The organism is Aurantimonas marianensis (assembly GCF_024195285.1).
Classification (GTDB): domain Bacteria; phylum Pseudomonadota; class Alphaproteobacteria; order Rhizobiales; family Rhizobiaceae; genus Aurantimonas; species Aurantimonas marianensis.
In genome coordinates this window covers 1-17,534 of record NZ_JALHBS010000107.1, presented here as the reverse complement: position 1 = coordinate 17,534, position 17,534 = coordinate 1, and the positions used below count along the sequence as shown (strand labels likewise).

The 17,534-nt window shown below is 64.9% G+C and carries 17 protein-coding genes and 1 tRNA gene; 8 read left to right on the top strand and 10 right to left on the bottom strand.

Going from position 1 to position 17,534, the window contains the following annotated elements; all coding sequences use genetic code 11:
* Together MJ956_RS17020 and MJ956_RS17015 are read right to left on the bottom strand one after the other, a co-directional pair.
* Nucleotides 1-818: HAMP domain-containing protein (locus MJ956_RS17020; protein WP_253965634.1), on the bottom strand; the 818-nt coding region annotated here is incomplete at its 3' end.
* 27 nt (nt 819-845) lie between these two features.
* Nucleotides 846-1,439: a hypothetical protein gene (locus MJ956_RS17015; protein WP_253965633.1), complete on the bottom strand. Its 594-nt coding sequence runs from the start codon at nt 1,437-1,439 to the stop codon at nt 846-848.
* A 471-nt stretch (nt 1,440-1,910) separates the two neighbouring features.
* Here MJ956_RS17015 and MJ956_RS17010 point away from each other — a divergent pair, with 471 nt between their 5' ends.
* Nucleotides 1,911-2,528: a ribonuclease D gene (locus MJ956_RS17010; protein ID WP_253965632.1), complete on the top strand. Its 618-nt coding sequence runs from the start codon at nt 1,911-1,913 to the stop codon at nt 2,526-2,528.
* Nucleotides 2,529-3,015: 487 nt separating this feature from the next.
* Here MJ956_RS17010 and MJ956_RS17005 read toward each other — a convergent pair whose 3' ends face one another.
* Complete coding sequence (locus MJ956_RS17005) at nt 3,016-5,817, bottom strand: TRAP transporter permease (RefSeq protein WP_253965631.1); 2,802 nt, start codon at nt 5,815-5,817, stop codon at nt 3,016-3,018.
* Between the two features lie 140 nt (nt 5,818-5,957).
* Nucleotides 5,958-6,920, bottom strand: a complete 963-nt coding sequence (locus MJ956_RS17000; RefSeq protein ID WP_253965630.1) for a TAXI family TRAP transporter solute-binding subunit — start codon at nt 6,918-6,920, stop codon at nt 5,958-5,960.
* A gap of 206 nt (nt 6,921-7,126) precedes the next feature.
* Between MJ956_RS17000 and MJ956_RS16995 the strand changes: the two genes are divergently transcribed.
* Entirely contained in the window at nt 7,127-8,479 is a 1,353-nt protein-coding gene (locus MJ956_RS16995) for an alpha/beta fold hydrolase (RefSeq protein ID WP_253965629.1), read from the top strand.
* 44 nt (nt 8,480-8,523) lie between these two features.
* Here the strand turns inward: MJ956_RS16995 and MJ956_RS16990 are convergent, their stop codons facing one another.
* A complete protein-coding gene (locus tag MJ956_RS16990) occupies nt 8,524-9,105 on the bottom strand; it encodes an ABC transporter substrate-binding protein (RefSeq protein WP_253965628.1) in 582 nt (193 codons plus the stop codon).
* A 98-nt stretch (nt 9,106-9,203) separates the two neighbouring features.
* Between MJ956_RS16990 and MJ956_RS16985 the strand changes: the two genes are divergently transcribed.
* Nucleotides 9,204-9,908: a hypothetical protein gene (locus MJ956_RS16985; protein WP_253965627.1), complete on the top strand. Its 705-nt coding sequence runs from the start codon at nt 9,204-9,206 to the stop codon at nt 9,906-9,908.
* Here the strand turns inward: MJ956_RS16985 and MJ956_RS16980 are convergent.
* The 5 genes from MJ956_RS16980 to MJ956_RS16960 form a co-directional block, all read right to left on the bottom strand.
* Nucleotides 9,895-11,016 (bottom strand): ABC transporter permease, encoded by a 1,122-nt coding sequence (locus MJ956_RS16980; protein ID WP_253965626.1) that lies wholly within the window; start codon nt 11,014-11,016, stop codon nt 9,895-9,897. The genes MJ956_RS16985 and MJ956_RS16980 overlap by 14 nt on opposite strands.
* Nucleotides 11,016-11,729, bottom strand: a complete 714-nt coding sequence (locus MJ956_RS16975; protein WP_256477928.1) for an ABC transporter ATP-binding protein — start codon at nt 11,727-11,729, stop codon at nt 11,016-11,018. Before MJ956_RS16975 ends, MJ956_RS16980 begins: the two co-directional genes overlap by 1 nt.
* Nucleotides 11,729-11,902, bottom strand: a complete 174-nt coding sequence (locus tag MJ956_RS16970) for a hypothetical protein (RefSeq protein ID WP_253965624.1) — start codon at nt 11,900-11,902, stop codon at nt 11,729-11,731. Before MJ956_RS16970 ends, MJ956_RS16975 begins: the two co-directional genes overlap by 1 nt.
* Nucleotides 11,903-12,167: 265 nt before the next feature.
* Nucleotides 12,168-12,243, bottom strand: a tRNA-Ala gene (locus MJ956_RS16965).
* Between the two features lie 149 nt (nt 12,244-12,392).
* Nucleotides 12,393-12,833 (bottom strand): TIGR02300 family protein, encoded by a 441-nt coding sequence (locus MJ956_RS16960; protein ID WP_253965623.1) that lies wholly within the window; start codon nt 12,831-12,833, stop codon nt 12,393-12,395.
* Between the two features lie 278 nt (nt 12,834-13,111).
* Here MJ956_RS16960 and aroA point away from each other — a divergent pair, with 278 nt between their 5' ends.
* The 5 genes from aroA to MJ956_RS16935 form a co-directional block, all read left to right on the top strand.
* Nucleotides 13,112-14,467: a 3-phosphoshikimate 1-carboxyvinyltransferase gene (aroA, locus tag MJ956_RS16955; protein ID WP_253965622.1), complete on the top strand. Its 1,356-nt coding sequence runs from the start codon at nt 13,112-13,114 to the stop codon at nt 14,465-14,467.
* Between the two features lie 2 nt (nt 14,468-14,469).
* Nucleotides 14,470-15,141 carry a DsbA family protein gene (locus MJ956_RS16950; protein ID WP_253965621.1) on the top strand — a complete coding sequence of 224 codons (672 nt, stop codon included), beginning with the start codon at nt 14,470-14,472 and terminating at the stop codon, nt 15,139-15,141.
* Nucleotides 15,138-15,590 (top strand): hypothetical protein, encoded by a 453-nt coding sequence (locus MJ956_RS16945; protein ID WP_253965620.1) that lies wholly within the window; start codon nt 15,138-15,140, stop codon nt 15,588-15,590. The genes MJ956_RS16950 and MJ956_RS16945 overlap by 4 nt, the downstream gene beginning before the upstream one ends.
* Nucleotides 15,587-16,222 carry a (d)CMP kinase gene (gene cmk / locus MJ956_RS16940; protein WP_253965619.1) on the top strand — a complete coding sequence of 212 codons (636 nt, stop codon included), beginning with the start codon at nt 15,587-15,589 and terminating at the stop codon, nt 16,220-16,222. Before MJ956_RS16945 ends, cmk begins: the two co-directional genes overlap by 4 nt.
* Before the next feature lie 313 nt (nt 16,223-16,535).
* On the top strand, nt 16,536-17,534 hold a 999-nt coding region (locus tag MJ956_RS16935), incomplete at its 3' end, for a 30S ribosomal protein S1 (protein WP_253965618.1).

Here is a 17,534-nt window from a genome sequence, read left to right as displayed (position 1 = left end):
TTCTGGCGCCGCTCGGCCTCCGCCTCCTCGCGCCGCGTCACCGCCTCGGCCTCCACACGCTGCTTCTCCAAAGCCGCCTGCTTGAACGCCAACACCGCATTCGCCATCCGGCCAATCTCGTCGCCGCGCTCGATGTGCGGGACGTCGACGGAGTTGTCGCCCTCGGCCAGCGTCGTCATGACCCCGGTCACCGTGCGAATCGGCCCCGTCACGCTGCGCTTGAGGAAGAAGGCAACGACACCCACCACCATGCCGGCGATGACGATGCCGAAGAGCGCGCCTTTCCACATCTCGGCGCGGGCCAGAGCTTCCAGGCGCGAAAGATCCCAGGCCATGGCGAGCGTGCCGATGCGCTCTCCACCCGGCGCGATCGGCGCGGCGACCAACAGATGTTGGCCAACCTGGCGTGTGATAATCTTGCCATTGGCCAGCTCGCCGGCCACGGCAGTGACGTATCCCGACAGATCGCCGGCGTTCGTCAGCACCTCGTCGGCGAACTGGGTGACGAGCGCCCCGTCCTTGTTCAGGACCAGGACGTCCGACATTTCATTGCCGGGCTGCGCCGCCAAATCGGCATAAACCTTGTCGACGACCTCAGCCTTGCCCCATTTCACCCCGCCCGCCATCTGGTCGGCCATCAGCTGCACGATGGTGACCGTGCTGCCTTCGGCTTCCTGGTAGATGGTGCTCTTGAGGTTCTGTACCTGGATCGCGACGAGCGCCGCGATCCCGAGCAATACCGGAACCGCTGTCGCCAGCGCGGCCTTGAGCCCGATGGAGATCGCGCGACCGGATGGTTGTGATGTGGAATTTGACATGGCTGAGGCCTTCCTACCCGCTAGGGCTTACATTCCGAGCATGTCGAGATTGATGCCCGCGGTCGCGGCACCGATCGGCTCGCCGGTCTCGGGATCGTTGATCGTGAAGCTGGCCTGCGACTGCAGCTGCTGGGTCGACTCGTCCTGCTCGACCTCGTCGACGAACACCGCATCAGGGCCGACGCTGAAGGTCTTCTGCCATTTGGCCTCGTCGCCCTGCCAGTAATCGGAGGTCGGATCGCTCTGGCCGACATTCAGGCCCTTGGCGTCCATGACGAAGAGCTCGGTCAGCGCGCCCTGCTGGTCGTCCTTGACCTTCTTCAGGTAGCTGGACAATTCCGAGGAAAGCGTCTCGTCGACCATCGCGCCGCCGCCGGCTTCGACCTCACCGCGCCACTTCTGGTCGAGCGCGTCGATATCGGCCTGCGATACCGAGGCATTCTTCTCGTTCTGGGCCTTGATCGCGGCGATGACGACCGGGTCGTTCAGGGCCGCCTTCAGTTTGGCTTCCACCATTTCCTTGATCGGCGCCTCATGCTGGTCCGCAAGCGCGGGTGTCACGAGGCTTGCGCCGCAGAGCAGGGCGCCGGCGGCGGCAGTCATCATCATGTTCTTGAGCATTGTTTCCCCTTGATTTTAGTCTGGAGCATTCCCGCATCGGACGACCGCCGACCCGCGAATGCGATTGGATGCGAGTTTTCCGACCGACCCCTGACGGCTCAATGCCGATGTCGCTTCCCTCATGGCGGTCCACGATTACCAGCGCTATTCCCCCGATTAGAGCGCCCGGCCGAAGCGAACCTTGCGTGATAAACGTGAAGAAAGCGTTTTATTCTCGTATGCTTATGCGGACCCTATGTAACGGGATCCATTTCATCAGTAATGGGTACTATCCGGCTCGGCCGACCGGTCCCGCCACGGCCTTCGGCGCGACGGAAGGAGCCCATGATCCGCGACGTTCCGGTAGCCGTCCGGAACCGGCCATCCCGGGCTGTTCCGCTGGCCGGGGCGCCTGCCGCGGGAAAGGGCTTTTGCCTCCGGGCCAAAATCCGCTAGAGCGGACGCAACGCATCCTCACAATGAAGGCAGTCCATGACCATTCGCGTCCACAAAGGCGATCTTACCGACGTTTCCCGCTATACCGGCCCCATCGCCATCGACACCGAGACGCTCGGCCTCGACACGCGCCGCGACCGGCTTTGCGTCGTGCAGCTGTCGCCAGGCGACGGCACGGCGGATATCGTGCAGATCGCCAAGGGCCAGCGCGACGCGCCGAACCTGACGGCGCTGCTGAAGGACGCCTCGAAGACCAAGATCTTCCATTACGCCCGCTTCGACATCGCCGCGCTCTATCATGCCTTCGGGGTGATGACGGAGAGCATCTTCTGCACAAAGATCGCCTCGCGTCTGACCCGCACCTACACGGACCGGCACGGGCTGAAGGATCTGGCGCGGGAGATGACCGGCACCGACCTTTCGAAGCAGCAGCAATCCTCCGATTGGGCGGCCGATACGCTGTCGCCGGCGCAGATCGAATATGCCGCCTCGGACGTGCTTTATCTCCACGACATCATGGGGGGCCTCTACAAGCGGCTCGAGCGCGAGGACCGGATGGATCTGGCCAAGGCCTGCTTCGCCTTCCTGCCGACCCGGGCGAAGCTCGATCTCGCGGGCTGGGACAAGGAGGATATCTTCTCCCACTCTGCCTGAGCGCAGCTGGCTCCACCGAAGGCCGGGTCCTCGTCGCGCCCGGCCGCGTCGCGGTCTCGTCCGATGCGCCGCATCGCGTCTCGTCCCGCTTCTCGCCATGGATCGGCGCCGCGGTATCGGCAATGGCCGGTCGAATGGGTCCTTCTCACCGCCGGTCGCCATAAGCTCTCGCGAAGCTGATTTCGCCGTTGCGGCGACAAGAAATGTCGCAAAGCGGACTGGTGCGGCGCGCTTGGGCGTCGCACATGCGGCGCATCACCCACGCGCTCGAACGAAAGGCGCCAACCATGATCCGCAGCGAAGTTTTCCAGACCCTCGCCGTTACCGGCATGATCACCCTCGCCCTGGCGGCGACCATCGTCTTGCTGTCGGCCATCGGCTGAAATTCGATCGGGAGACCGGCCGCCGGCCGGCAGGGCCGATCGTATCGATTCAAGGCGCGGCAAGCTTGGGCTTGCGGCGCCTTGTTCGTTTCCGGCAACTCTTCTCAGCCCGCCATGGCCTCGGCCCTCGGCCGCGTCGGCTCGTGTGGCGCCCGGCGACGCTGGCCCCAGACGATCAGGCCCAACAGGGCCAGCGCGGGCAGGAACATCCAGTATTTCGTCGGCTGCTCGGCCGGCGTTCTGACCAGGGTGATCTGCTGATCCCAATCAAGGCCCGCGGCCTCGGCCGGCGAGCCGAACGCCACATTGTCGATCATCGTCTTGCCGTCGGTCTGGACGAGCTCGAGCCCGGCATTCGCCAGTCTCTCCTCGCCGCTCGCCCCGTCTGGTAAAGGCAGTTCCACGGTGCGCTCGGACGGGGCACCGAAGGGATCAAGATAGGCAATCCGCAGCCGCAGCGGCTGACCGGGCGGCGTGCTCGCGGCCGCCTCGGCCAACTCTGTCGCCGGCCGGTCGTCGTAGGGCGGCACCGCCATGTCCATCCAGAATCCCGGCCGGAACAGGGTAAAGGCGATCAAAAGCAAAGCGATGCCCTCCCAGACACGGTTCCTCGTCAGGAACCATCCTTGCGTCGCCGCGGCGAACAGAAGCATCGCCACCGTGGCGACGATGAAGATGAAGATGCCGTGGAGGACATCGACATTGATCAGCAGAAGGTCGGTGTTGAAGATGAACAGGAACGGCAGTGCCGCGGTCCGCAGCGAATAGAAGAAGGCGATCGCGCCGGTCTTGATCGGATCGCCGCCCGAGACAGCCGCGGCCGCGAAGGAGGCAAGGCCGACAGGCGGCGTTACGTCGGCCATGATGCCGAAATAGAAGACGAACAGATGCACCGCGATCAGCGGCACGATCAGCCCGTTGGCTTCGCCAAGGGTGACGATCACCGGAGCGAGCAGCGCCGAGACGACGATATAGTTGGCCGTCGTCGGCAGGCCCATGCCGAGAATCAGCGACAGGATCGCCGTCAGGAACAGGATGGCCAGAAGGTTGCCGCCGGACAGAACCTCCACCACCTCGGCCAGCGCCGGGCCGACGCCGGTCTGCGAGACCGCGCCGACGATGATGCCGGCCGTCGCCGTGGCGATGCCGATCCCGATCATGTTGCGGGCGCCGGTGATCAGCCCGTCGATCAGGTCGATCAGACCGCGCCCCGCCTCCAGGCCGTAATTGCCGGTACCCCGGAAGAAGGCGCTGATCGGATGCTGGGTCACCAGGATGAAGATCATGAACGCCGCGGCCCAGAAGGCCGAAAGGCCCGGAGAGAGCCGGTCGACCATCAGAGCCCAGACGAGAACCACGACCGGCAGGACGAAGTGCAGGCCGGACTTGACCGTCGGACCGGGCAGCGGCAATTCGGTGATCGGCTTGTCCGGATCGTCGAGTTGCGGCGTCGGATATTTGGCGCCGTACCAGAGCAGGCCGACATAGACGGCGATGAGCAGTGCGAAGACGACCCAGCCGGCATTGGCGCCGAACGCCGGACGGATCCAGCCGATGCCGTAATAGACGGCGAACGACAGGACGCACAGCACCAGGATGCCGAAGACAACGCCGACCAGCCATTGCAACCAGGGCTTCGGCTCATAGGCGCGCGGCAGGCCCTGCATGCCAGCCTTCATGGCTTCCAGATGGACGATGTAGACCAGGGCTATGTAGGAAATCACAGCCGGCAGAAAGGCGTGCTTGACCACGTCGAAATAGGGAATGCCGACATATTCGACCATCAGGAACGCGGCGGCGCCCATGACCGGCGGCATGATCTGGCCGTTGACCGACGAGGCGGTTTCGACCGCGCCGGCCTTTTCGGCCGAGAAGCCGACCCGCTTCATCAGCGGAATCGTGAAGGTGCCGGTGGTCACGACGTTGGCGATCGAGGAGCCGGAGATCAGCCCGGTCATCGCCGAGGAGACGACGGCCGCCTTGGCCGGGCCGCCGCGCATGTGGCCCATCAGCGAGAAGGCGACGTTGATGAAGTAGCTGCCGGCGCCGGCCTTGTCGAGCAGCGAGCCGAACAGCACGAACAGGAAGACGAAGGAGGTCGACACGCCGAGGGCGATGCCGAAGACGCCCTCGGTGGTGATCCACTGGTGGTTGATCACCTCGGAGAGGGAATTGCCCTTGTGGGCGATGATCGACGGCATATAGGGGCCGAGGAAGGTGTAGACGAGGAACACCGAGGCGACCACCATCAGCGCCGGGCCGAGGGCGCGACGGGTCGCTTCCAGGAGCACCATCAAGCCGACCGTGCCAACCATGAAATCGGTCATGTTCGGCGCGCCGATACGGCCCGAAATCGATTCATAGGCGAAATAGAGATAGGAGGCCGTCGCGGCGCCGGCGATCGCCAACGCCCATTCATGCGGCAGCACGCGCTTGTTGGGCGACGGCAACGCGACCGCGGCGATCATCGCCAGGGTGATGGCCGGGATGTACCAGCCAGGCAGGACACCCGTCGCGCCTTCCAGAAACAGAAAGCCCAGCAGCAGCGGCACGCCGATGCCGAGCACGAGCTGGAAGATCGAGCGCGAGGCCGGAAACGCCAGAAAGGCCAGGAACAACGCGAAAGCGTGGTGAATCGACCGGGTTTCGGTGTTGTTGAAGACGCCGGCACCGATCATGAACGGCAGCGGCGAGGCGATCCAGAGCTGGAACAGCGACCAGACCAGCGCGGTCCCGGAAATCAGATAGGCGACGGGTTTCGCCGGGCTGCGGCCGCCGGTATCGGAGGAGGCGACGAGCTCATGGAGGGATTCCTGCCGGGAGGTCGCCGCCTCGACATCGACGCTATCGATCTCGCGCGGGCGCTCGTCATCGAGGCTCTCGGAATGACGCGGCGTTTTGGTCATTGCAGGAGCTCGCTTCGCCTGATGGGTGACCGGTCGGAACGACGACCCGCGACGAACCGGTCGGGACCGGAGCAGGTCGGAGGGTCATTCGCGGGGCGGGGCGACGGGGCCGATTTCGGTCCCGCCGCCGTCACGAGGACTTACAGAAGCCCGGCTTCCTTGAAGTAGCGCTCGGCACCGGGATGCAGCGGCGCCGACAGGCCGGCCTTGGTCATCTCTTCCTTGGTGAGATTTTCAAAGGCCGGATGCAGCTTCTTGAAGCGGTCGAAATTGTCGAACACCGCCTTGACGACCTGATAGACGGTTTCCTCGTCGACCTGATCGGAGGAGACCATGGTCGCGCGCACGCCGAAGGTCTGTGTTTCGTCGGGATTGCCCTCGTAGAGACCGCCCGGGATGGTGGCAGCCGAATAATACGGGTTTTCCTCAACCAGCTTGTCGATCTCCGGCCCCGTCACCGGAACGAGCTTCGCCTCGCAGGAGGTCGTCGCTTCCTGGATCGAGCCGTTCGGATGGCCGACCGTGTAGATGATGGCGTCGACATTGTTGTCGCACAGCGCCTGCGACTGCTCGGCCGCCTTCAGCTCGGAGGCGAGGGAGAAGTCGTCCATCGTCCAGCCCTTGCGATCCATGATGATTTCCATCGTGGCGCGCGAGCCGGAACCGGGATTGCCGATATTGACCCGCTTGCCCTTCAGGTCATCGAAGGTCTCGATGCCGGAATCGGCGCGCGCAACGACCGTCATCGGCTCGGGATGGATGGAGAAGACGGCCCTCTCGCCCTTGAACGGATCGCCCTGCCAGGGGTCGAGCCCCTCCAACGCGTTGTACTGCATGTCGGACTGGGCAACGCCCATGGTCTGGTCGCCTGCCTTGATGGCATTGATGTTGGCCACGGAGGCGCCGGTCGAGGGCGCCGTGCATTTGAGCCCGTGCTCGGCCTGGCCGCGATTGACCAGCTTGCAGATCGACTGGCCGACTACGAAATAGACGCCGGTCTGGCCGCCGGTACCGATGGTGATGAATTTTTCCTGGGCGGCGGCGACGCCGGCCGTCATGGTCATGGCCGCGATGCTCGCCGCGACCCATCCGAATGTTTTCATGAGATTTTTCCCTTGTCCTTTGACGTAAAGCTGAAGTCATTGATCTGGCGGAGACCGGGCTTCCGTCAATGGCTTTCAGTAAGGCGCGTTTCGGCGTGACACGCAAGCCGAGCCGCCGCGCGGCGTTGCCGCAGCCGACCGGCGCCCTTTGTTAGTCGGCGGCAGACGCGGGTAAAGGGGAAACTGACGAAATGAAAAGAGCGGCGATGTTCTGGATCACGCTGGCGCTTCTCACCGCCGGGGTCTTGGCGTCCCCCGTCCCGGCAGCCGACAAGGACCCGGCCGCGCCGACGCCGCCGATCGTCTTCGTCCATGGCGAGGGCGATTCGGCCGCGTTCTGGATGCCGGTGCTGTGGCGGTTCGAAAGCAACGGCTATCCCGCCGACCGGCTGTTCACCGCCGATATCGACCATCCCTCCGCGCGGACCGACGACACGCTCGCCGAGGAGAACCGCTCTTCGACAGAAGACGCGGCCCGCGCGCTTGCGCGCACCGTCGAGCAGGCGCTCAAGGCGAGCGGCGCCCGGAAGGTCGCGATCGTCGCCCATTCGCGCGGTTGCCAGACGGCACGCAATTATGTGAGGAATTACCATGGCGCCGGCAGGGTCGCGCGCATGGTGCTGGCCGGCTGCGTCCACAACGGCGTCTATGCCAATTCCCGGGAGCGACTGAACTCCGAATATAACGGGGCCGGCCGGTTCCTGACCGCGCTCAACCAGCCGCCGGAGGTGCCCGACAATATCCCGGTCACCGTGATACGATCCGACCGGTTCGACCTCTACGCCCAGCCGGATGGCCGCTTCCTCGGTCTTGCCGGGCAGGCGACCGGCGTTTCCTACGACGCGCCGGACCGCGACGGCGCCGACACGATCGTCATCGACGGCGCCGACCACCGCGAGACGGCCACCGCGCCCGAGGCGTTCATCGCCATCCACAAGGCGATAACCGGGCAAGTGCCGGCGACCCTCGACATCGAGCCGGAGGACTCGCCGACCGTCGCGGGAGAGATTTCCGGCTACGCGAATGGCGCGCCGACCAATCTGCCGCTCGGAGGCGCGCGGCTGACGGTTTTCGCCGTCGATTCGGCCACCGGCGAGCGCCAGGGCAGGGCGGTGCTGGAGAAGGCCGTCGGCGCGGATGGTCGCTACGGTCCGTTCGCGGCGAAGCCCGGTCAGACTTATGAATTCGTTGTGGAAGCCGAAGGCTATCCGGAAACGCGGATCTATCGCGCTCCTTTCCCGCGCTCGACCGACATCGCCCATTTGCGGCTTTATCCCGCGTCGAGCGGCGCGGTCGCGGGCGAGACGCTTGCCGGGGAAGTGGTCAACGTCATGCGGCCGCGCGGCTATTTCGGCGTCGACGACAACGCGACGCTCGGCGCCCTGCCGATCGAGGGGCGGCCGGAAACCGAGGAAGTGCCGTCGGTCTGGACATCCTCGCTGGCGATCGAGGGAGACGCGCCGGAAACGGTCACGGCCGGCTTCAACGGCGAGACGATCGCCGCGCGCACCACGCCGGAGGAGCCCAACGACGTCGTCTGGATCGAATTTTCGTATTGAAAGGGGGATGGCCGACGACCTCCACCCCTCTCTACCGACTTTTTTTACGCCCTGCAGTCGAAGGCGTTCAGCCAGCGCTCGACGTCAGGCGGATCGACCAGGTTTCGCGATTCGCGCGCGATTTGACTGGCGAACCGGGCGGAAAGCCGCCCGCCTTCCGAACTGATGTCCACGACGCGCAATCCCGACCGGCTCTGCACCACGTCGAAGAGGACGGTCTTCTGCCGGTTTTCGGCCAGGATGAAACGCACCGCCGCCGTCTGGCCCGACGCGGCCGGGCGCGATCCGACAACCTTCCAGCTCAAAGGTGTCTCCGACTTGGCGCGTTTCACCGATTCGACCGCCAGTCTGCAGCTCACGATCGCGACGAACCGGCGCCTTTGCACGCTGTCGGCCTGCTTCCACAACCGCTCCGGAGCAATCCGGGCGGCCAGTCCGCCAATGTCGAAATAGCGCTTGTAGACAGCTTGAAGGCGACGTGCCGCGTCAGGTCCATCCTGCGACAGGATGCGTTCGGATTTCTCGACGAAAGCCTTGACCCAGCCCGTCTCAGCCGCCCCTTCCGCAGTGGCGGCTCCCGTAAGAAAAGCCATAGCGACGACGATCCGCGCTAGATTTTTCAACATTCGCATCGATACATCATAATCTCCTGGTTGGCCCGCAGGTCTCGACGCCGGTGCACCTGGAGTAGCATCACGGCCTATTCAGCTTCAGAAGACGACGATTGGCATATTCATACCTCCTAGTAAGCGTCGGGATCGCACTGTGCGGCATTTTGAGTGCGCTGGCCGTTCCGCGATATCGGAGGTTTGTTGTCATCTCCGGCATTTTAGCGACACCAGCGGGATTAGCCGACTGGATTTTCGTGCCGGAATATTGGCAGCCTGACCACCTGATAGGCCCCTGGTTCAGTCTGGAAGGCATGCTGTTCTCGTTCGGAAACGGCTGTCTGGTCATGATGCCGGTGGCCATGCGTTGGCCGTATCTGCACACGCTCTTTCCCAAGGATCTCGTCGACCCATTGAGACGCCTGACCATGATCATGTTTCCGGGTCTTGCCGCCTCCCTGCTCGTTTGGGAGAGCGGTCTTGGCTGGCTGACGATCATGCATGCAACCTTTTTCGGTTTTGCCGTCATCGCGCTGGTTCTGTGGCATAAGGGCTGTTTCTCGGTCGAGATCGCGCTGACGGCCGGCATCGGCTTCGCACTACTCTATGGTGTGGAAACCCTGGTCTGGCATTGGATCGTTCCCGAATTCAACGGCTTCTGGGCGGCGAAAGACACCTACTGGTATTCCTTGCCCTTTCCGCCCGGACTGCCCATTGAAGAATATATCTGGGCCTTCGGATATGGCGCGGTATGGGCAAACCTGATGCTGCACGGCTTCGACGCACGTCTGCAAAAACAGGCTCCGACTAAACCGACCTGAGGGCCGTGTCCGCCGGCACGTTGACCGCGCGTATCGCCGGAAGGATGCTGCTGACCGTGCCGATCCCGACGGCCAGGGCAAGGGCTTGCAGCGCCACCGCGAGGGACATGCTTCCGGAGAGGAAGACCGCCAGCGTGGCGCTGTTGCGAATCAGTTCGATGATCACCACACCCAATCCTACCCCCGCCATGCCCGATACCGACGACAGGGCCACGCCTTCCGCGAGGAACACCGACACGATCCGCATCGGCGACCAGCCCAGGGCAACGAGCAGACCGATCTCGGAGCGCCGCTCGTTGACCGCCATCAGCATGATGTTGGCCGTGCCTGCGACGCCGATCAGGCTCACGATCCATATGACCGCACGGCGCAGGACGTTCAGGAAATCGATCACCCGGTTGTCTTGGCTGAGTTGCGCTGTCTGCCGGACCGACAGGCTGGGATAGTTCGCGGCGATGAAACTTTCCACTTCGCGGACACCCTCGGACGACTCCGGCTGTTCGAGCATGACGTTGACCAGCGTGACCGTCCCGTCCCGAAACATCTGCTTCTGCAAGCCCCTCAATGGAAGGAACAGCCGCCCACCGGTCAGAACATCGCGCACCTTGAAGATCCCGGCGATCTCGACCTCTAGTCCGTCGAGCGCAAGCTTGTCGCCGACGCCAAGCCCGAGAGCCGATGCCGCGGTTTCGCCAATCATCGCCATATCGTTCGCACCAGCCGGCGGCCTTGTGCCCGCAACCAGTTCCAAACCGGACCACCGCGCGGAATCGGAGGCCCACCCGGATGCGAGAATTGCGATGCCGTTTTCAGTGGTCAAAAACGACAGCAATTCTCCCTCGGCCGACCGAACCGACGGAAGATCGGCAATCTCCGCGGCGACGGAATCGGGAAGCGAGCTGGCCAGCCAGTCGATCTGCTTGTCCTGCAGGATCACGCGGTGCACGCCGTCCGCATCGAGATTGGTCTTCCACTGATCGGTTATGCCGCCGAACAGGACCGTCATCGAAACGAAGGTCGCGATTGCCAGGCTGACGCCAATGGCGGCAAACAGCGTGCGGCCCGGGCGGCGGCGCAGATTCTTGATCGGATAGGCCAGGAAGCGCATCAGGACGCGGTCCCAAGTCTCGCCGGTGCCTTGGCTCCATTCGTCACAATGCGTCCGTCGACGATGGTCAGGATCCGGTCCATACATGCCGCGACCCCGGGGTTGTGCGTGACCACGAGGAGCGAGCCGTTGGTTTGCGACGCCATGTCGAGAAGCGCCTGGACCACGTGGTCGGACGATACCGTGTCAAGATTGCCGGTCGGCTCATCGGCAAACACAAGGATCGGCCGGTTGGCGAATGCCCGCCCGATGGCGACACGCTGGCGCTCGCCACCCGACAATTGATGCGGTCGCATGTCCGCGAATGCGGATAGTCCGAGCCTCTCAACCACCTCCCGCGCCCGATGGAGGCGCCGATCGGCGCTCTTTTCGACTCCGAACATCGGGATTTCGACGTTTTCAAGCACCGTCAGCGTCGGAATCAGGTGGATCGACTGGAAAACAATCCCGACATGATGACGTCGGATCGCGGCGGTCAGCCGGTCTGTCGACGGCAAACCGGGAAACCAGTAGTCGAGCTTTCCCGTGTCCGGCAGCATCAGACCGGCCAGGATCGACAAGAGTGTGGTTTTCCCGCAACCGCTCGGCCCCATCAGGGCGACGGATTCGCCATAAGCGATCGTCATGGACACATCATCGAGAACCAGGCGATCACGCTCGTCGAACCTCTTGCACAGCCCGCTCGCCTGCAAGATCGGAGCCTTGGCCTCCATTATTCGATTTGCCCGCTCATCACGATGCCTTGTTCGCTCCAGCTCCGCGCCGCGACCGGCGGGGTGCCATCCTGGATCGTGCTGGAATTCGATGCGGCCAGCGCCAGCGGGCCGAGGTTATCGGTTCGAGCGGCAAGGTCAATCGGTTGAGCCTGGAGCTTGCTGGCGAACATACCCCAGCCGTCGATCTCTACTGGTGGCTACGCCGCAAGGTCCGCGGTTTCCATGCTGCGCTGGATGAACGACCGGCAGATCGCCGCGACGAGATGCAGAGGCACTCGCCGATGCTAGCATAAGACATTCTTGCGCTTCAGCGGGCGTGGGGTTCGGCGCCCTTCTCATGCTCCATGGAGATCACGCCCGTGAGCCATGTGCGTTGCGAAGGAGCTGTTTTCAGGGCCTCCGAAAGAGGCATCCGGGCTTAGCGGGAAGGGAAAATGGTGGAGCCAAGCGGGATCGAACCGCTGACCTCTACAATGCCATTGTAGCGCTCTCCCAGCTGAGCTATGGCCCCACGCCGCCGGTGTCCGGCGAACTGTCGGCGGGCCCTGGGTGCGGCCCGCGTCGTATCGGCGGGTTCTTAATCAAGCCCGCCGCGAAGATCAAGCGAATTTCCGACGCCTCCGGGTGATGATTCCGACCGCGCCGGTCCGCACGCCGCGATCAATCGTCGTCGTCGTCCCGGCCGCCGCCGATGATGTCGGCAACATCGTCGTCGTCGTCATCGTCGTCGTCGGTCGCAAGGAAGGTGTCGTCGTCGTTGTCGTCGCTATCGTCCTCGTCGTCCGTGACGTCGATGTCGGGCAGATCGGACTTGTCCGAGGCGGACTCCTCCTCCTCCTCGACGTCGGTGAGGGACACCGTGTTCTCGCTTTCCTCGACCTCGACTGTCTCCTCATCCTCCTCCTCGTCCTCTACCGCCGCCTTGACCTTGGCCTTCGCCTTCTCCTTCGGCACGGAGCCGCGCGCCGGCTCCGCCTCGAAAAAGGAGAGCGGATAGGATTTGCCCGTATAGGGGGAGACGATCGGGTCCTTGCCCAGATCGTAGAATTTGCGACCCGTCTCTGGGTCGGTCCGCTTGGTGCCGAGTTCGGATTTCGCCATCATTGCCTCGTCGTCGATTGGGGTCGGCGCGTGCGCGTCCGCCCAGGTCGCTTCGGGTGGAAAGGGCCGCGATCCGGCTGGTCACCGCCGCGGCCTTGCGGCGGCGAAGAGGTGGCCGGCTGTGTCAATGCCGCAATTCCGCTCCGATGAAAATCGGTTGGTCCCTTACGGCCTCGCCCGGCCCTTGTCAAAGCCGGATTACGGCGACAGAAAGAGCGCGCCGCGGCCGGACGATCGAAGCCTGGCACGCGAAGCGGGAAATGACGGGGACGAGACGCATGCAAGCAACGGCGACGGCGCGACGGCCGATCAGCGCCCGCAAGGCCGGCGGCCTCAGCGGCCGGACCACCGTGCCGGGGGACAAGTCGATCTCCCATCGCGCCTTCCTGTTCGGCGGGATCGCCGCCGGCACGACCCGGATCACGGGTCTGCTCGAGGGCGAGGACGTGATCGCCACGGGCAACGCCATGCGGGCAATGGGCGCGCTGATCACCAAGGAGGGCGGCGCCTGGGTCGTTCAGGGCGTCGGCAATGGCTGCCTTCTGGAGCCGGAAGGCGTTCTGGACTTCGGCAATGCCGGTACCGGCGCGCGGCTGACCATGGGCCTCGTCGGTTCCTACGATTTCGCCTCCACCTTCGTCGGCGACGCGTCGCTGTCGAAACGGCCGATGGGCCGGGTGCTCGATCCGCTCCGGCTGATGGGAACGCAAGTGGTGGCGCGCTCGGGCGACCGGCTGCCGCTGTCGATTCGCGGGCCCCGCGTCGCCGCGCCGATCGAATATCGCGTACCGATGGCCTCGGCGCAGGTGAAGTCCGCCGTCCTCCTTGCCGGCCTGAACGCGCCGGGGATCACCACCGTGGTGGAGCCGGTCATGACCCGCGATCACACCGAAAAGATGCTTCGGGGCTTCGGCGCGACGATCGCGGTCGAAACCGATGCGGCCGGGGTCCGGCATATTCGCCTCGAAGGCCAGGGCCAACTCGCGGGCGTCGCCGATTTCGTCGTGCCGGGCGACCCGTCCTCGGCCGGCTTTCCGATCGTCGCGGCGCTGATCGTGCCGGGCTCGGACGTCACCATCGAGAACGTCCTGATGAACCCGACCCGCACCGGACTGATCGAGACGCTGCTCGAAATGGGCGCCGCGATCGAGGTCTTGAACCGGCGCGTCGCCGGCGGCGAGGACGTCGCCGACCTCAATGTGCGCCATTCCGAACTGACCGCCATCGAGGTGCCGGAAGCCCGCGCGCCATCGATGATCGACGAATATCCGGTGCTGGCGATCGCCGCGGCCTTCGCCAAGGGCACGACGGTGATGCGCGGTCTCGACGAATTGCGCGTCAAGGAGAGCGACCGGCTGGCCGCCGTCGCCGCCGGACTCGCCGCCAACGGCATCGCCCACGAGGAGGGCGCCGACTGGCTGACGGTGACCGGCGATCCGGAGGGGCGCGGCTATGGCGGCGGCACCGTCGCCACCCATCTCGACCACCGCATCGCCATGAGCTTCCTGGTTCTCGGCATGGCCTGCGAGACAGCCGTGAGCGTCGACGACGGCCGCATGATTGCCACCAGCTTTCCCGAATTTACGGGGATGATGACCGGCCTCGGGGCGGATATCGAGACGCCGGAGGCCTAGCCATGAAACGCCGCCTCGACTTTTACTACGACCTCCTGTCGCCCTATGCCCATATCGTTCTGGCGCGGCTGCCCGAGCTGCCAGCCGACGTGACGGTGCGGCCGCGAGGGATCCTGTTTGGCGCGGTGCTCGCCCATCATGGCCAGCTCGGGCCGGCCGAGATCGACGCCAAGCGATTGCATACCTATCGGCAGGCCGTGTTCCTGGGGGCGACGCTGGGCCGTGAGACCGTGTTCCCGCCGCGCCACCCGTTCAACCCGCTGGCCGCGCTGCGCCTGCTGGCGGGCGCCAATGACGGCGCGGGCGCGGATCTCGACACGGTGCGCGGCGCCTTCGATTTCGTCTTTTCGCAAGGCCATCCCATCGATACGCCGGACGGCCTGGCGGCGCTTGCGGAGCGGCTGGCTCTCGATCCGGCCCTTGCCACGGCCGAGACGTCAAAATCCGCGCTGAAGGCCAATACCGCGGATGCCGTCGCCGCCGGCGTCTTCGGCGTTCCGAGCTTTGTGCCCCACGTTGCGGACGGCGTGGCGGGACCGGTCTTCTGGGGCGTCGATGCGTTCGATATGCTGCTCGCCTTTCTCGACGACCCGAATATCTTCGAGCGTCCGCCCTATGCGGCGCTGAATCAGATCGAGATCGGCGTCCGGCGCGAGAAGGCGCAGCGCGCATGATCGCGGCGATCCTCGCCATCCTGTTCTTCACGCCGGTCGCCTTCATCTACGGCCGTTATCGCGCGCGACATCTTCGTGCCGGGCCGGGGACGCTCCGCAGCCGTCTGGCCGCGCTCTTGCCGATGCCCGCCTTGCTGGCCTTTTGCGGCGTGATCGCGGTGATCTATCAGACACAGAAAGGCGCGGCCGAGCGGCTGGCGCTGCGCGGCGAGAGCGCGCCGCCGGGCCTCCTCGACACCGGCAATGGCGTCATCGATTTCGCGCTGCGCCTCGCCCGCTGGGTCGGCGAACTCGAGCTGATCCTGTTCATGGTCGCCGCCCCCTTTCTCCTCGGCGCCGTCATCGCCGCGGTCCTGCTGGTGCTGGACGCTCACGGCACGCTCGCTCTCGACCCGCCGGTTCCCGATGGGGAGCCGGACCTGCCGTCCAACACGGATCACGTCCCATGACCGCGCCACTGACTATCGCCATCGACGGCCCCGCCGCCGCAGGCAAGGGCACGCTCGCCAAACGTCTGGCGGAACATTACGGCCTGCCCTATCTCGACACCGGCCTGCTCTACCGCGCCATCGGCAAGCTCGCGAGCGATGCCGGCATCGACCTCGACGACGCCGCGGCGGTGGGGCCGATCGCCGAGCGGCTTGATACATCGCATCTCGACGACGGCAGCTTGCGCGGCCGCGAAGCCGGGGAACTCGCCTCGCGCGTCGCCGTGCATCCGCAAGTCAGATCCGCCCTGACCGCCTTTCAGCGCGATTTCGCCGCGCGGCCGGAAGGCGCCGTGCTCGACGGCCGCGACATCGGCACGGTGATCTGCCCGAACGCGCAAGTGAAGATCTTCGTCACCGCTTCGGCCGAGGTCCGGGCGCGCCGGCGGACCGACGAACTCGCCGCCAAGGGCCGTGACGTCACCTATGAGCGGATTCTTGCGGAAGTCCGTGAACGCGACGTGCGCGACGCCGGGCGCAGCGTCGCGCCGTTGAAGCCGGCGGCCGATGCGCACTTGCTGGATACCAGCGAATTGGATATAGAAACCGCGTTCCGTGCGGCTTGCGAGATCATCGATCGGTCAGCGGCCTGACGGAACGGAGTGGAAGGGCGGTCTTTCGTGAGAGGGCACGCCCTTTTCGGCTATCGGCCAACGGCTTGTCCTCCGCCTGATTTTTGTCGGCGCCGGATGTCTCCACGGCCCGCCATGCTTCGATCGATCCTGCCCGGCCGCGGTCTTGCGCGCCGAACGGCGCGGTGCCGCAACGGCGAAACCGCTCCGGGCCTCTCCCGTTTCGGGACGGGCCGGACCGCGACATCGGGCGAACGCAATGTCTGACCCGGGGCCTTCGCCCCACGGCGCGCCGCTTTCCCACGGATAGTGGGGGAGTTCCCAAGGAGTAGGAATGTCTAACTTAAACCCGTCCCGTGAAGATTTCGCCTCGCTGCTCGAAGCCTCGTTCCACGAACAGGACGTCGCCGAAGGCGCCGTGGTCAAGGGCACCGTCGTCGCGATCGAAAAGGACATGGCCGTCATCGATGCCGGCCTGAAGGTCGAGGGCCGCGTCGCCCTCAAGGAATTCGGCGCCAAGGGCAAGGAGAGCGATCTCAAGGTCGGCGACGTCGTCGAGATCTATGTCGAGCGCATCGAAAATGCCCTCGGCGAAGCCGTTCTGTCGCGCGACAAGGCGCGCCGCGAGGAAAGCTGGGTCAAGCTCGAGAAACAGTTCGAAGCCGGCGAAAAGGTCGAAGGTCAGATCTTCAACCAGGTCAAGGGCGGCTTCACAGTCGACCTCGACGGCGCCGTCGCCTTCCTGCCGCGCTCCCAGGTCGACATCCGGCCGATCCGCGACGTCACGCCGCTGATGAACACGCCGCAGCCCTTCCAGATCCTCAAGATGGACAAGCGCCGCGGCAACATCGTCGTCTCGCGCCGCACCGTCCTCGAAGAGAGCCGGGCCGAGCAGCGCTCCGAGATCGTCCAGAACCTCGAAGAGGGTCAGACCGTCGACGGCATCGTCAAGAATATCACCGACTACGGCGCCTTCGTCGACCTCGGTGGCATCGACGGCCTCTTGCATGTGACCGACATGGCCTGGCGCCGCGTCAACCATCCGACCGAGATCCTGCAGATCGGCCAGACGGTGAAGGTCCAGATCATCCGGATCAACCAGGAGACGCACCGCATCTCGCTCGGCATGAAGCAGCTCGAGGCCGATCCGTGGGACGGCATCGGCGTCAAGTATCCGATGGGCGTCAAGGTCACCGGCCGCGTCACGAACATCACCGACTACGGCGCGTTCGTCGAGCTGGAGCCGGGCATCGAGGGCCTCATCCACGTCTCCGAGATGTCCTGGACGAAGAAGAACGTGCATCCGGGCAAGATCCTCTCCACCTCCGAAGAG

What these genes read in the sequence shown, in the direction of transcription:
- cmk (WP_253965619.1), top strand. Translation starts at nt 15,587, where the DNA reads ATGACCGCGCCACTGACTATCGCCATCGACGGCCCCGCCGCCGCAGGC.
- aroA (WP_253965622.1), top strand. Translation starts at nt 13,112, where the DNA reads ATGCAAGCAACGGCGACGGCGCGACGGCCGATCAGCGCCCGCAAGGCC.
- MJ956_RS16945 (WP_253965620.1), top strand. Translation starts at nt 15,138, where the DNA reads ATGATCGCGGCGATCCTCGCCATCCTGTTCTTCACGCCGGTCGCCTTC.
- MJ956_RS16995 (WP_253965629.1), top strand. Translation starts at nt 7,127, where the DNA reads ATGTTCTGGATCACGCTGGCGCTTCTCACCGCCGGGGTCTTGGCGTCC.
- MJ956_RS16980 (WP_253965626.1), bottom strand. Translation starts at nt 11,016, where the DNA reads ATGCGCTTCCTGGCCTATCCGATCAAGAATCTGCGCCGCCGCCCGGGC.
- MJ956_RS17000 (WP_253965630.1), bottom strand. Translation starts at nt 6,920, where the DNA reads ATGAAAACATTCGGATGGGTCGCGGCGAGCATCGCGGCCATGACCATG.
- MJ956_RS16990 (WP_253965628.1), bottom strand. Translation starts at nt 9,105, where the DNA reads ATGTTGAAAAATCTAGCGCGGATCGTCGTCGCTATGGCTTTTCTTACG.
- MJ956_RS17010 (WP_253965632.1), top strand. Translation starts at nt 1,911, where the DNA reads ATGACCATTCGCGTCCACAAAGGCGATCTTACCGACGTTTCCCGCTAT.
- MJ956_RS17005 (WP_253965631.1), bottom strand. Translation starts at nt 5,817, where the DNA reads ATGACCAAAACGCCGCGTCATTCCGAGAGCCTCGATGACGAGCGCCCG.
- MJ956_RS16975 (WP_256477928.1), bottom strand. Translation starts at nt 11,729, where the DNA reads ATGGAGGCCAAGGCTCCGATCTTGCAGGCGAGCGGGCTGTGCAAGAGG.
- MJ956_RS16950 (WP_253965621.1), top strand. Translation starts at nt 14,470, where the DNA reads ATGAAACGCCGCCTCGACTTTTACTACGACCTCCTGTCGCCCTATGCC.
- MJ956_RS17015 (WP_253965633.1), bottom strand. Translation starts at nt 1,439, where the DNA reads ATGCTCAAGAACATGATGATGACTGCCGCCGCCGGCGCCCTGCTCTGC.
- MJ956_RS16970 (WP_253965624.1), bottom strand. Translation starts at nt 11,902, where the DNA reads ATGTTCGCCAGCAAGCTCCAGGCTCAACCGATTGACCTTGCCGCTCGA.
- MJ956_RS16960 (WP_253965623.1), bottom strand. Translation starts at nt 12,833, where the DNA reads ATGGCGAAATCCGAACTCGGCACCAAGCGGACCGACCCAGAGACGGGT.